Here is a 15,536-nt window from a genome sequence, read left to right as displayed (position 1 = left end):
TTTAATTTTTAATTATTAATTATTAATTGCGCTATTGCGCAGCTGGTTTATCATAATTCAACAACCAATGTATTCCAAACTTATCAGTCAGCATGCCAAAGTATGCGCCCCAGAAAGTGTCTTGTAAAGGCATTGTTATTTTAGCGCCATCGTTAAGACCTTTAAAGAAAGTATCCGCTTCCTCTTTGCTGCTGCACTGAAGCGAAACAGACACAGATGAACCGAATGTTACTTTGTTATCTCCCATACCATCCGAAGCCATTAACGTAATACCGTCTTTCACCAACTGGCTGTGCATTACAAGGTCTTTTTCGTCTCCTGATTGATTGCCGCCGGGAGCTTCTCCGTACGTCATAATTTTCAACTCACCGCCAAATGCTTTTTGGTAAAACTCCATCGCTTCACGGCAATTGCCGTTGAATGCTAAATATGGATCAAATGCTTTCATGTTTAAATGGTTTTTTGTTTGGCGTCAAAAATAGCCAATTTGAGAATTTTGAAATCTTCAAATTTTCAAATCGGCTCCTAAATGCTCTTATACACTCCGCCATCTGCCCGCAATGCTGCGCCATTTGTGGCACTTGATAGTGGGCTCGCGACATACACAACAAGATTTGCAATTTCATCAGGCGTTGTGAACCGTTGTAAAATAGAACTTGGTCGTGCGGATTTGAAGAATTCTTGTTCCATGTCTGCTTTGCTAATGTTTTTTGATTGCGCAAGCTGATCAACAAAGTCGCTTACACCTTCTGAACTTGTAGGGCCGGGCAATATAGAATTAACCGTAACATTTGTTCCTCTTGTCGTTTCGGCCATGCCTCGGCTGATGGCAAGTTGCGCCGTTTTCGTCATACCATAATGAACCATTTCTTCAGGAATGTTTAAAGCAGATTCACTCGAAATAAAAATGATCCTGCCCCAGTTTTTTGACAACATTTTAGGCAAATAAAAACGAGACAAACGCACACCACTCATAATGTTTATGTCAAAGAAACGTTGCCATTCCTCATCAGGAATATCAACAAAATTCTGCGGATTGAAAACCGCAACATTGTTGATCAATATATCTACTTCAGGCACTTGCTTTGTTAAATTCGTAATCTCCTCCACGTTCTGAAAATCTGCGACAATTCCGTTAAGGTTTGCCGATGGAACTTCCTTCTTAATGTTTGCAATAGCTTCATCAATTCTTTTTTGTGTGCGTCCGTTGATCGTTACAATAGCTCCTTCCGCTGCAAGACGTTTTGCAATAGCGAAACCAATGCCGGCAGTGGAGCCGGTTATCAATACTTTTTTGTTTGTCAGTTGAAGATCCATTTCTTATGTTTTTAATGATTTTTAGAATTCATTCTGAGAATACAAAATTCACGAAGTCATTGTTCTAAAATTTGTACGGCGCAAGGATTAATTGGTACAATTCGGAGGGGTAGGAATTGAGGTGCAGTTTACGGATTTATCGCAAGGACGCAAAGTCTTCTTAACGCAATAAGAAAATAGTATTTTGCATGCAATGAAAATAATTTTAACCCTGATTGCTTCAATTGTTATCGTTGCTGCATTTTCGCAAACTAAGGATCGCTTAGTAGAAACGTTTTATCCTGACGGAACATTAAAAGAAAGAGGGTATACCAATACTGAAGGCTTGAAAAATGGGGTGTTCATGTATTATGCAGAAGACGGCTTTTTGGACTCAAGTATTACATTTAAAAATGGTAAGTTGAACGGGCCTAAAAATGTTTATTCTGTTAATCATGCTATGTTTACTTCTGAATTTTTTAATGGTCGACTGGTGAGCCAAACGGTTTTCGACAGTCTGAACAACATAACATTCAAGTATCCGCTACAACTAAAAGATAAGCCGAAAACAACCTATCATTTTGCCAGCGGCAGAAATTATTATGAAAAAGGAACAGCGGATACGTTGACTATTAGCAACGGTGTTCCCTACGGAAATCAATTCGTCAATTTTCCTGGCGCCAGGGTGAGGCCGATTAAAAATTTTTCATGGGAAATACTCTCGTGGAATCCTCAACCGGACTCGTCTATGGGGAAAATGATAGTAGATATTTATGAAATTAGCATCGATATCCCGGAAGCTCCGTCAAAGGGTTCAAAGACCCGGAGTCGCGAAGTAATTTTAATACCTGTAAAATAGCTGCAACGCAATATCTATTTGGCAGGCGTATAACTAATCCCAAAGAATTTTGCATAATCTTCCAAAGGTTGCAGTCCAACTGCCGCTCTTCTTTTGTTTACGTTTGCTTCATCTTCGATGGGATAAAATTCATATTTGCCAGTAGAAGGCTTCGACAAGCTCAGCCGTCATCCCCGTCCGAATGGCTTCAGCCGGGCGGGTGCGTGCTCCCTTCCCGTTTCGTTTTATAAATTAGCTTTTGTACATTAGCCAGTATGCTAAAACTACCAGCATGAGAAAACGCTATTACTGTATTGCTGTGGTTCTGCTTGCCACTGCTTGTAATGAACCCTCAAAAAAAACAGACGGCAAAACACCTTCTGCAAAACAAAACGCAGTTGGTTGCTCGGTTCCGCAAACCACCGACAAAGCCTGGTATAGTTCCGGCGCCAAAGCTCCCAAACTAAAAGGCCTTGAAGGCATTGACTTTAAAATTTCCACGAACAATAAAGAAGCGCAGGAATACTTTAACCAGGGTATGATGTTGTCGTACGGCTTCAACCATGCGGAAGCTGCAAGGTCCTTTTTTGAGGCAACACGTCTCGACTCCACTTGCGCAATGGCATACTGGGGCTTTGCTTTAGTGCTTGGTCCCAACTACAATGCGGGCATGGAGGATGATAATTATCAACGAGCCTACAAAGCTTGCCAGAAAGCGGTTGCGCTCTCAGGTAATAGCACCGAAAAAGAGAAGGCACTGATACAAGCCCTGACATATCGTTATGCCGCAGAACCACCAAAGGTTCGCACTCATTTGGACAGCGCATATTCTGCTGCCATGAAAAAAGTATATGATAAATATTCTACCGATCCTGATATTAGTGCCTTGTATGCAGAATCGTTGATGGACATGCATCCATGGGATATGTATGACAAGAAAACAAAAGAGCCCAAACCTTGGACACCGGAAATAGTAGCCGTTCTTGAGAAAGCAATCAAGCTATATCCAAAACATCCCGGTGCTCCGCATTTTTATATTCATGCAGTGGAGGCTTCGAAACATCCGGAGAGAGGCCTTGCCAGCGCAAACCTGTTGATGACATTGGTGCCTGGCTCGGGGCACTTGGTACATATGCCGTCACATATTTACATTTGGACAGGCGATTATCATCTTGGCTCACTTGCGAATATTGAGGCGGTAAAAGTCGACAGCAATTATCTTACAGCCTGCCATGCGCAAGGTGCTTATCCGCTGGGCTATTATCCACACAACTGGCACTACCTCGCTGCTACTGCTACATTTGAAGGGAACTCAAAACTCGCATGGCATGCCGCACAAAAGTTGCAGGAAAATACTGCCACCAGCATTATGAAGCAGCCTATGTGGGGATCGTTGCAACATTATTACAGCATTCCATATTTTATTGCAGTGAAGTTTGGCATGTGGGATACTATTCTCAATATAAAACCTTTGGATAAAGATCTGGTTTATCCCCGTGCTATTTTAAGTTATGCGAGAGGCATGGCTTATCTTGGAAAGAAAGACATTGCAAAGGCTGAAACCGAACTTACGCAATTAAAAGAATTGGCAAAAGATTCTTCGTTGAAACAAATTACGATCTGGAACATCAACAGCGCAGAGGACATTGCAAACATAGCTTTGAATACACTTACGGCAGAAGTTTATCGCAGCAAAAAGGAGTACGATCAATCGATTGTTGCATTTAAAAAAGCCATCGCAATTGAAGATAATCTGAATTATGACGAACCGCCTGATTGGTTCTTTTCCATACGTCATCATCTTGGCGCTGCATTGCTCGAAGCGGGAAAATACAGCGAAGCAGAAAAAATATACCTAGAAGATTTAAGTGGTTATAAAGAAAATGGCTGGGGACTCATTGGTCTGTACCAGGCATTGCAGAAACAACGCAAGACTGCAGAGGCGCAACGTGTGAAAGCGAGATTTGATAAGGCCTGGAAGTATGCAGATGTGCAGATACAATCATCGGAAAGTTTGTGATGGTCGATAATTGTTAATCATTTTTGAACTAAAGCTATGTACCTTAATCGCAGTCACATAGCTTTAACTCTCCGACTATTTTTTTGGTTTTGAGTTTGCCTGATTTGTTGTATCCATAGTAGTACCCTTTGTCTCCATCATAGAGATCGCCAATGACAATTTTGCCATCTTCGCGGTCGATTCTGTAGACATAAGATTGATTTATCCATCGGATTTTTTTCTCTGTTCTAAAGGAAGAGGAGAAACTCGTGCCGCATTTTAAATTGTTGTCCGTTGCAAAAATGAAGCTGACCCTGTTGTGTCTGGATGAATTGTACAGTATACAAAACAACCTGTCGTTTTCCCGGATCACAATATCCCATCTCCATTTCTTCCACGTATCTCCAACGTCTACAGTAACATAATTACTATCCAGCAAAAACGTTAATTTGGGATTCCAGTTTTCTGTCGTATCCACCGAGATGCCGTAGTTCTTTGTTTCTTCTGGTACATTTTTAAGTGACGCAATCTCAAGAGAAGAGGCCCCTTTTTTAAGTATGATGGATTTCGGTTGTTGGATCATTTGTATGGTGTCGACAACTCCGGAATTGTCCCGTCTTTTTTGTATGAAAGTTATTGTACGGGTTATATCAGAATATCTCATCTGGTTATTAACGGTTCTAAATTCATTGAATTTTCCTTTTGCAAATGTGAGTATATAAGTGCCATCATTGTAGCATCTCAGGTAATTGTCCTTGTCATGGCAAAAAAGTGGATCCTTCATACTGAGTTGACCATGTATTTGCGTAGTCAGATTAAAAAGAAGCAGAACGAGAAAGAGTTTAAGTATGGGTTTCATTAGGGGGTTATTTGTGAACTTAATATTTTTCCCGCAAAAACAGAAATTACCTGGTGCAAAACTGCTGGTTAATCATCCATCAATTCCACACACCATTTCCCTCCGTCAATATCATCGGCCTATCATCCGTTACTACAATTGTGTGTTCATGCTGTGCCATAAAGCCGCCGTTGTTGCCAACCATTGTCCAGCCGTCGCTTAATGTATCTGCGTAGGAGGATGTGGTTGAAATAAATGTTTCAATCGCAACAACCGAATTTTTTCTAAATCTCGTTTTGTTATAGTTGTCCCTATAGTTTGCTATTTCACTTGGTGCTTCGTGGAGGCTTCTGCCAATGCCGTGACCTGTCAGGTTTTTGATCACTTTAAATCCGCGTTTTTTAGCTTCCGTTTCTATCAGGTAACCTATGTCTGAAATGCGAACACCGCCCTTGATGTTGTAGATCGCTTTATGTAAAATTTCCTTTGATGCGTCTACTAATTTTTGATGTTGGTTAATGTCTTCGCCAATCACAAACGAGTTGCCATTGTCTGACCAAAAGCCATTTAATTCGGCAGACACATCAATGTTAATTAAGTCACCTTCTTTCAGTATTCTGTTATTGGAAGGAATGCCGTGGCAAAATTCATTGTTCACGCTGATGCAGGTCCAGCCAGGAAAACCATAGGTTTCATAAGGCGCAGATTTTGCTCCAAACTCCGCCAGTATCTTTGCTCCATATTCGTCCAGTTGCTTTGTTGTCATACCCGGCTGAGCGTAGTTGCTCATTTCCTTCAACGTATGCGCAACGGCTTCACTTGCCTTTTGCATTCCTATCAGTTCTTCTTCCTTTGTTATTGACATATTTGTTTGCCTGTTTGCTTTGTTGTTCCGGCCGTCGTCGTAACTGGCCGTATTCAAATATACGAACGGTGTTAACAAAATGCATGACTTAGATAATTTACTAAACCACAATTGGGTTTAAAATATTAGTATTACATACAATGAAAAAAGTAAAATTTCTCTTTGCTGCCATCGTTTTGCTAAAAGCATCAATAGCGGTGAGCCAACCAGGCTCTGCGAATGATGCGCTTTCCATTGTAGATGCACATAAAATTTTCTTTTCAGCACCAGCACATCACATACCTACCGACAAGATGCCGGATGCTCCGTTGTTAGGTAATGGGGATATTGGAGTTGCCATCGCAGGATCGCCTGATTCGCTTGCTTTTTATATTGGTAAAAATGATTTTTGGGGTGTACAAACTGCCGCACCTATGGCCGTTGGAAAGATTCAATTGTTAGTGCCAGCCCTCTCCGGAGCTTCATATGCCGCAACCTGTGATATGCGTCGTGCAGTTTGGGATGGAACATTTGCAAACAACAACAGAACGCTCAGCGTTCGCTCATGGGTTGATGCGAATGGCAATCATATTTTCATCGAGATAAAAAATACTGGCTCGGTTTCTGTTGAAGTCAACATTAAGGCGACGTTAGGCAATCAACTAATTGAACACAGTGGCCTTTACAATCCTGATGAAGGAAAAGCCAATTCCCGCAAGATTGGATTTGCAGCAGCGTTGCTGCAATCAAATATGAATGTAATTAAGCTTGCGCCTCATACAAGAGCTATTTATGCAGTCGCACTTTTTTCCGATATAGATGCCAGCGATCCATTAAGAAAAGCACAGTCGGAGCTCAGCTCACTTTCTTCAAAAAAAGCAGATGCACTGTTCATTGCTCATCAGGGTTGGTGGGAAAAGTTTTGGAAGAGATCTTTTGTTCAGATACTCGATAAAGTGATTGAACAACATTGGTATTCCACACAATACATCATGGCATCTTGCAGCCGTGATGGTAAAATAGCACCGGGCCTTTGGGGAAACTGGATCACATCCAACAAGACAGCATGGCATGGTGACTATCATCTCAACTATAACTTCCAGGCGCCTTATTACAGCACGTATTCTTCGAATCACGCTGACATTTCGCTGCCTTATTACGATGCGATCAACAACATGATTCTGTTTGGTGATACGCTTGCAAAACATCATGGCTGGAAGGGCGTTTTTCTTCCCGTCTCCATAGGGCCATGGGGCACAAGTCCCGAAGGGCCCGACAGTCATTGGGGACAGCGTTCTAATGCAGTTTATGCAGCCTTGCCGTTTGTCTGGTATTACCAATACACGCAGGACAAAGCATGGCTCAGAAAAGAAGGTTATGCTTTTATGAGAGAAGTAGAAAAATTCTGGACGAGTTACCTCACGTTCGAAAACGGCAGATATATAATTGAGCATGACGCCATTCACGAAGGCTCCGGCGGCGCGGGCAGGTCGGGCGTTAGTGAAGACATGAATCCCATTCTAACCCTCGGACTATTGAAAACATTTTACAAAAACATGTTGATGATGAGTGAAGACCTGGGCGTTGATAAAACACTTCGTGAAAAATGGAAAGACATTGTTGAAAAGTTGAGTCCGTTTCCAACTCAGGAACGCAATGGGAAAACAGTGTTCCGCTATACGGAAAAAGGAACAGCATGGTGGAATGATAACACGCTGGGCATTCAGCATATTTTTCCCGCAGGAGCGATTGGACTGGATTCCGATCCGGCGTTGTTGGAGATATCGCACAATATGATCGATGCGATGGCACGTTGGGTTGATGGCAATGGTTCCTCTTCGTGGTACACCGCTTGTGCCCGTGTAAATTATCAGCCGGAAAAAATTCTTGCAGAGCTTCGCAGCATGTATGACAAGCATTCAATGCCAAACAAGATCCTTTATTTTGGAGGCGGTGGTATAGAGAACGCATCCCCTTCACTGGCCATCAATGAGATGCTGTTACAATCACACGAAGGCGTCATCCGCTTCTTTCCATGCTGGCCGCAAAACTTTGATGCACGATTTGGTTCACTGAGAGCGGTTGGTGCTTTCCTGGTATCGGCAGAATTGAAAAATGGTATTGTTCAAAATGTTGCGGTGTTAAGTGAAAAAGGAAGACCGTTAACAATAGTCAATCCATGGAGCGATAGAAAAGTACAGGTATATAGAAATAATAAGAAGGCGGAAATACTGGAAGGTGCAAGGTTTGCGATCAAAACGTTGTCAGGCGAAAAGATTGGGTTACAACCTTTGTGACACCCTGCATCCGGTAAAATCTGGCATTAAAATCCAATGAAATGCAAATCAGGTTGTTGATAAAACCATTTATCAAAAAGCTAAAATAGAATGATAAATTTCTTTTGATATAAAGTGGATGGCTATTGATGGCCGGTTGTTTTTTCCACTATATTTACCACGAACCATTTGGCTATACTGCTTGCTTGCGGATAATTTACATAACGAAACCGAACTGCTAAAACTGGCTGCCGAAGGCGATGAACGCGCCTTTGCATCATTATTTCATGCCTATCACCAATTGCTGGGATCTTATATATTCAAGCTAACTGAATCACGCGTCGTTGCAGAAGAAATTGTTCAGGAAGCATTTATAAAGGCCTGGCAACAGAGGGCGACATTAGCAGAAATTAAAAATTTTAAGTCATGGCTTTTCATGGTCTCCCGGAACCATGCCTTAAATACAATGCGGGATCGATCCCGGCAACTGTTGAAACACAACGAATGGATAAAGCAACAGGATATGGCCTCGGAGATGGAAGACAACACAGACGTTTCTTATCTCAATAAAATAATTGCGGAGGCCATCGCATCATTACCCGCACAACAACAAAGAGCATATTTGCTGAGCCGCGAGAATGCAATGACGCATGCGCAAATTGCGGTAGAAATGCAGATTTCTCCTAACACCGTAAAACGTCACATTACCATTGCGCTGCAAACCATCACCAACTATTTAAGGGCCCACTATCCGGATTTGCTGGCGATTTGCTGGTTATTTTTTGAAGCGTACCAATCCGTGCAAAAAAAGTTTTAAAAAAATCATTTTCAATTGATCCTGTCGCTAATGTTTGGTGTCTTACAGTAGAGACAAGGCACTGCCTTGTCTGTGCGGGGCGCAAAATATTAATTGCGCCGGCAATAAATCGAATCAATATTTATGGAAGATAGATTATCATATTTATTTTATCGTGTAATAGATGGAACCGCGAGCGAGTCTGAAAAGATTGAGCTGGCGGAGCTTTCCGTTCAACCTAAGCATGAGCAACAATTGACCGAATTGTTGGGCGAAGGTTGGGACACATACGCTTCCGGCGAAGAAATATTCAGCAATGTAGTTAGCGCCAACATCTTAAACAAAGCGATTGAATCTGATAAAAAATATTCTGACACCGTTCCTTCCATTGGCAAAAAGGAGTACAGACTTTCCTGGGTTAAATATGCGGCTGCCATTATTATTATCTGTGGAGTGGGTGTGGGTGCATATTGGTGGGCAACTAACCGAACTGCTGAAAACAGCGTTACTGACATTCACAGTAAGTCGATCGCTCAAATAAAACCGGGAGGAGATAAAGCTATTCTGACTTTGGCAGATGGCAGCGTCATTAACCTGGATAGCGCTGCAAATGGCAATCTCACAAGCCAGGGCGGCGTTCGTGTTCGTAAACTGGCGAGCGGACAAATTGCGTACGAAATGTCGGGCAGGCAAAGCGAAGAAGTGATGTGGAACAAAATAAGCACACCTAAAGGCGGACAATATCAATTGACGTTGCCTGATGGTACAAAAGCCTGGCTAAATGCAGCGTCCTCACTGCGCTTTCCAACTGCTTTTACAGGTACGGAAAGAAGAGTGGAGCTGACAGGAGAAGGTTATTTTGAAGTGGCACAGAATGCTGCAAAACCTTTTTATGTGAATACCGGAACAACTGTAGTGAAGGTGCTGGGCACAGCGTTCAATGTAATGGCTTACGACGATGAGGATGCAAAAAAAATTACCCTATTGCAGGGAGGTGTATTGGTGAACGAGGCTTCGAATACAGCGAAGCTTGTACCCGGACAGCAGGCAACGGTAGAGGCGGGAATTAGCGTCGCAGACAATGTGGATCTGGAACAAGTGATGGCATGGAAGAACGGGACTTTTGTATTTGGCGAGTCAATGAGTGTGGAAGAAGCGATGCGCCAGATAGCCCGGTGGTATGATGTAGATGTTGTTTTCCGTCATAAAATTAATGGTCATATCGGTGGTTCTGTTTCAAGAAATGCAAACATCTCTGAAGTATTGAAAATACTGGAGTTGACGGGCGTTGTGAAAGTGGAAGTAGTTGGAAGAAAAGTGATCGTACAATAGTTGCCTGACTCGATACGGCAACATGCTCAATATTTTTTACACATAATATTTTACCAAATAAACTGAAACGTATGAGAAGTTCTTAAAACTGCAACGGAGGGTTACCAAGAAAAAAAGCCAGAGGTGGTTGCAACACATCTGGCGGACGTTCAGGCTGACCCCATAATTTTTCAATCGCGAGACTGCTTATTATTCATCAACCCAAACTAAACAAAGTTATGTTATTAAAATTTCTTTGTGGCTGCTCTTTTATGCCTGCTCTTAACGAGAAGGACCGGAGGAGACGCCTCTGCTCAACCAAAACGCTGCTGATTATGAAAATTACTGCCATTCTTATGGTCGTGTTCTCTTTTGCTGCTTCAGCGCACAGTTATTCACAGATTACTATTTCGGCGAAAAATAAAAGTTTGTCGTCTGTTTTTAAGTCCATTAAACACCAGAGCGGATACGATTTTGTTTATGCAGTCGAGCTACTTGAAAAGGCCGGAAATGTTTCTGTCGAACTTCACAACGTAGATCTGCGCGATGCGCTGGGTGCATGTCTTAAAGACAAGGACCTGACCTACACAATTGTTGGAAAAACAGTGGTAATAAAATCCCACGAAAGAATCGTAACGAATATAAGCGAACCTACACTGCCGCCAACTATTGATGTGCAGGGGCGTGTCGTTAGCGAATCGGGAGAACCTGTTCCGGGAGCCTCTGTTAAAATAAAAGGCACCAATCTCGGCACCTCTGCAGACAAAAATGGTATGTTTCAATTAAAAGGAGTAAATGAAAATGCTATACTTATTATTTCAGCAACCAATATAGAAACTACGGAAATAAAGGCTAACCAGTCTTCACTTTTGAAAGATGGCATACTGACTATCAGAACCAGGTTAAAAGTCAATAGCCTGGATGAAACAGTTGTCATCGCCTATGGCACGACTACCCGCAGGTTGGCCACCGGAGCTATCAGCGGGGTGAAAGGAGAAGATATTCGGAAGCATCCGGTAGATAATCCATTTTTGGCGCTAAGCGGAAAAGTGCCCGGTATGCAAATCGCACAGACCTCAGGCGTTGCTGGAGCACCGGTAAGTATTTTTGTTCGCGGTATAAGTTCAGTGGGTGCAGGCTCCGAGCCATTATATGTGATCGATGGGGTGCCCTTTGCGCACACAGTGGGTAACGTCACTTTTTCAAGCGGCGTATCTGCTCAAACGCTTGGTGGGTTAACTAATGCTACTGCCGGTAGCAGTCCCTTTGTCAATTTGAATCCTTCAGATATTGAAAGTATAGAGGTTTTAAAGGATGCCGATGCTACGGCTATCTATGGCTCACGAGGCGCAAACGGTGTTGTCCTGATTACTACGCGAAAAGCAAAAGCCGGCAAAACTGCTGTTGACCTTAATTTTTATACTGGCTGGGGGCGTCCAACAAAATTGCCGGCGATGATGAACACCCAGCAATATACGACGATGCGCAGAGAAGCTTTTAAGAATGACTCCATTGTTCCCAATACGACCAATGCTACTGATTTGATGATATGGGATACAACGCGCTACACCAACTGGGAGGATTTGCTTTTGGGGCAAACTGCACGCAACTACGATGGCCAGGTACGCGTGTCAGGCGGCAATCAGCAAACCCAGGTTTCACTGGCCGCTGGTTATCACCGTGAGGAACCAGTGTACTATGGCAATATGCACGATGACAGAATCAACATGCATTCCAGCTTTGCACACCACACGCTGGATAATAAGTTTTCAATTGCCTTCAATGCCAGCTATAGTTCGGATAAAAACAACCTGAGCACAATTGATTTGATGCAGTTGCTGACTACCATTCCAAACGCGCCTTATCCATTGGATGCAAGCGGCAATTTGGTTTGGAGTGATAAAGGCGTCAATTTTTCCAATCCACTGGCATATACCAAAAAGCAATATATAGGGCTAACCGACAACATGTTGAGTAGTTTGAACATGAGTTACACGGTGGCTAAAGGACTTCGTGTAAAACTTGACGGAGGGTTCAATGTGGTAAGACTTGATCAAACTGCAACAAACCCTATCGCTTCGCAAAGTCCTTCCAGCACTTCTTTGGTCAGTTCATCAAGTTTCTTTAAACAAACACAAAAGAACTGGATATTAGAACCGCAAATGGATTATACAACAAAAATAAGCAGGGGGCAGCTGCAGGTACTGGTGGGTGGAAGTTTCCAGGAACAGTTAAGTACGGGAGAGACTGTAAGTGCCAGCGGTTATACCAACGATGCTTTGTTGTTAACTCCTGGCCCGGCTGCTACAAAAAGTGTTACAAGCACCTATGCTAAATATCGCTATGATGCGCTCTTTGGCCGAGTGAGTTACAACTGGGATACAAGGTACCTGATAAACCTTTCCGGACGCCGAGACGGATCAAGCCGCTTTGGCCCCGGAAAACAATTTGGAAACTTCGGTGCCATAGGAGCCGGGTGGATATTTTCTAATGAAAATTTCATGAAATCCTTCCCCGCCCTTAGTTATGGTAAGTTAAGAACAAGTATAGGTGTTACCGGTAACGACCGTATTGGTAACTATCAATATATTTCCCGATGGGTGTCTACAAATTCAGCAGTGCCTTACCAGGGCAGTAGCGGAATATCTGCCAGTAACCTTGACAATCCTGATTTTGCCTGGGAACGGAACCGCAAGTGGGAGGTTGGTCTCGAGCTTGGATTCCTTAAGGACCGCATTGACCTTACTGCCGACTACTATCTGAACCGGACCGATAATCAATTGGTAGGATTAACACTGCCAAGCCAGGTTGGATTTACAAGCGTGAATGCTAACAGAGATGCCATATTGGAAAACACAGGTTGGGAGTTTATGCTGAACTCTACCAACATCAAAACAAAGAATTTCAACTGGAAGTCTTCATTTAATATTTCGATTCCCCGCAATAAGCTGATTGCTTATCCGGGTCTTGAAAATACTGCCTATGCCACTATATGGTCGATCGGGCAACCGGTGACTATCCAAAAATATATTCAGAGCCAGGGAGTGGATCCTAAAACTGGCATTTATCAATTGAACGGAATAAATCTTGCAAAAGACAAAATCGTAACAAAAAATTTGGCACCGATATACTATGGCGGCTTTCAAAACTCATTGGCTTATAAAGGCTGGACACTGGATTTCTCTTTCTACTACATAAAACAAACAGGAAGGGCCAATTTCCTTTTCCAGGCTCCCGGTACAAGAGCCAATCAGCCAGTCTCAGTGCTTGACCGCTGGCAGCAGCCGGGTGATATCACCAGTGTACAACGATTCACCACAACCGGTGCTGCGGCCACCCAATATAGTTACTGGGCCAACTACTCAGACGGTGTAATTGCCAATACTTCTTTTATCCGGTTAAAAAATGTGTCTCTTGCTTATCAACTTGACAGGAAGATTGCTCAAAAAATAAAAGCCGATAACGTTCGCTTGTATTGCCAGGCCGAGAACCTGCTCACGTTTACACACTATAAAATTGGTGATCCGGAAATTATGTCCTTTAGCACAATGCCACCACTTAAAATGATAACTGTAGGTCTGCAGGTTGTCTTTTGATCACTTCAAAAATCATTACAATGAAAAGTACAAAAATTACAATACTACATATAGTTGGGCAATCCGGCAGGTTGATCACAGCGGCGTGTTTGATATGCATGATATCATTTTCTTCCTGCAAAAAATTTGTAACAGTAGAGAATCCGCCTGACGTTCTTACCAGTGACAAAATATTTGTGGATGATAAAACAGCCACCGCTGCCATGCTATCCATTTATATTGATATGATGAACGATCAGTTTGGCAGCAATGGCTCCTTCGTATGTTTCTCTCTAACCGCACTGGGAGGTATGTCCGCTAATGAAATGATCTGGACCCAAAGCAATACAACAGCGCCCACCTACCAGGAGTTTACTGATCATGCATTAACACCTCCAAATACTTATGTAGCGGCATTTTGGAAAGATGGCTATAAGTATATCTATCGAACCAACGCTATTATAAGTGGGCTGCAAACTTCAACAGGAGTGACGACTGCAACAAAAAACCAGCTTGCAGGCGAAGCAAAGTTTATGCGCGCATTCTGTTATTTCTATCTCGTGAATTTGTATGGAGATGTTCCGCTCATATTGAATACGAATTACCAGGACAATATGCTTGTGCCAAGAACTCCGGCTGCTGATGTATGGAAACAAATCATCGCGGATTTGCAAGATGCTAAGGGGCTGTTACAAGAAGCATATCCAACAACCGAGAGACTTCGTCCTAACCGCTGGACCGCAAGCGCTTTGCTGGCTCGTTCGTATTTGTACACCGGTCAATGGGCTAGTGCTGAATCAGAAGCTGATGCAATCATCGTTTCCGGTGCCTATGGAGCCGGCCTGCCTATCCTCGACAAAGTTTTCAAAAAGGATAGTCCTGAAACTATCTGGCAATTGCAACCTGTGCGTGCCAATGTAAATACGCTTGAAGGTTCTACGTTCCTTGTAACAGGAACCACTCAGCCAAATTACCAATTGACACAGCAGTTGATCAATGCATTTGAACCCACTGATAATCGCAAAACAAAGTGGATCGGGTTTAGCAATCCTGCATATCCTACATGGGCTTTCCCGGCTAAGTATAAAGCAGGAGCGGGCGCAGTTACTGAATACTACATCGTCTTCAGACTCACCGAGCAATATATGATACGGTCAGAAGCAAGGGCTCGTCAGGGTGGAGCTAAATTGCAGTCTGCTTTCGACGACTTGAATACCGTTCGCACTCGTGCCGGATTACTTAACTCTACTGCGACAGATCAGGCTTCATTAATTCTGGCGCTGGAAAAAGAAAGACAGGTTGAATTCTTCGCAGAATGGGGACATCGCTGGCTGGACCTGAAAAGAACCAACCGGGCAGAAGCCGTGTTAGGACCTCTTTCTCCAAACAAAACATGGAAGCCGGGTAGTGAGTTATATCCCGTTCCGGATGTAGAGATCAGCAATAATCCAAAACTGGTGCAGAATGGCGCTTATCTGTAGGTTAAGTAAAAAATAAAAAGTAAAAAGTAAAAAATAGAAAGCCTCAAATAGGTATTAGGCATGTTGTTAGTTAAGATGTTTGAAAAAATAAAGGCATGTCGCTTGTCATACCGACGAAGGAGGGAGCTGGGTCTAACACTAGCGAACTCTATGCTAGAACAATCACGTAGATCCCTCCTTCGTCGGGATGACAACGTTAACTAAACGACATTGAATAAGTAAAAAGCAAAAATCGTCATATACGTGTAGGGGTATTCCTATACACTCATCAATAAAATAAAT

General features: G+C 42.8%; 11 protein-coding genes. 7 read left to right on the top strand and 4 right to left on the bottom strand.

The genetic code is table 11. The annotated features are described in order from the left end of the window. Window positions 1-31 precede the first annotated feature (31 nt). Together QJ048_RS08725 and QJ048_RS08720 are read right to left on the bottom strand one after the other, a co-directional pair. The gene (locus QJ048_RS08725) at window positions 32-448 is read right to left on the bottom strand and encodes a VOC family protein (protein ID WP_282333955.1); all 417 of its coding nucleotides are present in this window, start codon (window positions 446-448) and stop codon (window positions 32-34) included. A 77-nt stretch (window positions 449-525) separates the two neighbouring features. Continuing rightward, entirely contained in the window at window positions 526-1,317 is a 792-nt protein-coding gene (locus QJ048_RS08720) for an SDR family NAD(P)-dependent oxidoreductase (RefSeq protein WP_282333954.1), read from the bottom strand. 193 nt (window positions 1,318-1,510) lie between these two features. Here QJ048_RS08720 and QJ048_RS08715 point away from each other — a divergent pair, with 193 nt between their 5' ends. Beyond that, window positions 1,511-2,155 (top strand): toxin-antitoxin system YwqK family antitoxin, encoded by a 645-nt coding sequence (locus tag QJ048_RS08715; RefSeq protein ID WP_282333953.1) that lies wholly within the window; start codon window positions 1,511-1,513, stop codon window positions 2,153-2,155. Between the two features lie 271 nt (window positions 2,156-2,426). Further along, on the top strand, window positions 2,427-4,154 hold the full coding sequence (locus QJ048_RS08710; protein ID WP_282333952.1) for a tetratricopeptide repeat protein: 1,728 nt from the start codon (window positions 2,427-2,429) through the stop codon (window positions 4,152-4,154). Window positions 4,155-4,197: 43 nt separating this feature from the next. On the opposite strand, the gene QJ048_RS08705 is transcribed toward QJ048_RS08710, so the two are convergent. Further along, entirely contained in the window at window positions 4,198-4,992 is a 795-nt protein-coding gene (locus tag QJ048_RS08705) for a hypothetical protein (RefSeq protein WP_282333951.1), read from the bottom strand. A 79-nt stretch (window positions 4,993-5,071) separates the two neighbouring features. Next, window positions 5,072-5,836, bottom strand: coding sequence for a type I methionyl aminopeptidase (gene map, locus QJ048_RS08700; RefSeq protein WP_282333950.1), 765 nt, complete (start codon window positions 5,834-5,836; stop codon window positions 5,072-5,074). Window positions 5,837-5,976: 140 nt separating this feature from the next. Here map and QJ048_RS08695 point away from each other — a divergent pair, with 140 nt between their 5' ends. The 5 genes from QJ048_RS08695 to QJ048_RS08675 all read left to right on the top strand — a co-directional run bounded on the left by QJ048_RS08695 (window position 5,977) and on the right by QJ048_RS08675 (window position 15,254). Continuing rightward, window positions 5,977-8,112 (top strand): glycosyl hydrolase family 95 catalytic domain-containing protein, encoded by a 2,136-nt coding sequence (locus QJ048_RS08695; protein WP_282333949.1) that lies wholly within the window; start codon window positions 5,977-5,979, stop codon window positions 8,110-8,112. A 118-nt stretch (window positions 8,113-8,230) separates the two neighbouring features. Then, window positions 8,231-8,908 (top strand): RNA polymerase sigma factor, encoded by a 678-nt coding sequence (locus QJ048_RS08690; protein ID WP_282333948.1) that lies wholly within the window; start codon window positions 8,231-8,233, stop codon window positions 8,906-8,908. A 123-nt stretch (window positions 8,909-9,031) separates the two neighbouring features. Further along, complete coding sequence (locus tag QJ048_RS08685) at window positions 9,032-10,219, top strand: FecR family protein (protein WP_282333947.1); 1,188 nt, start codon at window positions 9,032-9,034, stop codon at window positions 10,217-10,219. Between the two features lie 314 nt (window positions 10,220-10,533). After that, window positions 10,534-13,794 (top strand): SusC/RagA family TonB-linked outer membrane protein, encoded by a 3,261-nt coding sequence (locus tag QJ048_RS08680; RefSeq protein ID WP_282333946.1) that lies wholly within the window; start codon window positions 10,534-10,536, stop codon window positions 13,792-13,794. A gap of 20 nt (window positions 13,795-13,814) precedes the next feature. Next, window positions 13,815-15,254: a RagB/SusD family nutrient uptake outer membrane protein gene (locus QJ048_RS08675; RefSeq protein ID WP_282333945.1), complete on the top strand. Its 1,440-nt coding sequence runs from the start codon at window positions 13,815-13,817 to the stop codon at window positions 15,252-15,254. The last annotated feature ends 282 nt before the right edge of the window (window positions 15,255-15,536 follow it).

This window comes from Pinibacter soli (genome assembly GCF_029961145.1).
Lineage (GTDB): Bacteria > Bacteroidota > Bacteroidia > Chitinophagales > Chitinophagaceae > Pinibacter > Pinibacter soli.
Note: the sequence above shows the minus strand (reverse complement) of the source record. Positions and strands in the feature narration are given on the sequence as shown.

Excerpts from the sequence above, each read along its gene's own strand:
- QJ048_RS08725 (WP_282333955.1), bottom strand. The coding sequence starts at position 448 with ATGAAAGCATTTGATCCATATTTAGCATTCAACGGCAATTGCCGTGAA.
- QJ048_RS08720 (WP_282333954.1), bottom strand. The coding sequence starts at position 1,317 with ATGGATCTTCAACTGACAAACAAAAAAGTATTGATAACCGGCTCCACT.
- QJ048_RS08715 (WP_282333953.1), top strand. The coding sequence starts at position 1,511 with ATGAAAATAATTTTAACCCTGATTGCTTCAATTGTTATCGTTGCTGCA.
- QJ048_RS08710 (WP_282333952.1), top strand. The coding sequence starts at position 2,427 with ATGAGAAAACGCTATTACTGTATTGCTGTGGTTCTGCTTGCCACTGCT.
- QJ048_RS08705 (WP_282333951.1), bottom strand. The coding sequence starts at position 4,992 with ATGAAACCCATACTTAAACTCTTTCTCGTTCTGCTTCTTTTTAATCTG.
- map (WP_282333950.1), bottom strand. The coding sequence starts at position 5,836 with ATGTCAATAACAAAGGAAGAAGAACTGATAGGAATGCAAAAGGCAAGT.
- QJ048_RS08695 (WP_282333949.1), top strand. The coding sequence starts at position 5,977 with ATGAAAAAAGTAAAATTTCTCTTTGCTGCCATCGTTTTGCTAAAAGCA.
- QJ048_RS08690 (WP_282333948.1), top strand. The coding sequence starts at position 8,231 with ATGGCTATTGATGGCCGGTTGTTTTTTCCACTATATTTACCACGAACC.
- QJ048_RS08685 (WP_282333947.1), top strand. The coding sequence starts at position 9,032 with ATGGAAGATAGATTATCATATTTATTTTATCGTGTAATAGATGGAACC.
- QJ048_RS08680 (WP_282333946.1), top strand. The coding sequence starts at position 10,534 with ATGAAAATTACTGCCATTCTTATGGTCGTGTTCTCTTTTGCTGCTTCA.
- QJ048_RS08675 (WP_282333945.1), top strand. The coding sequence starts at position 13,815 with ATGAAAAGTACAAAAATTACAATACTACATATAGTTGGGCAATCCGGC.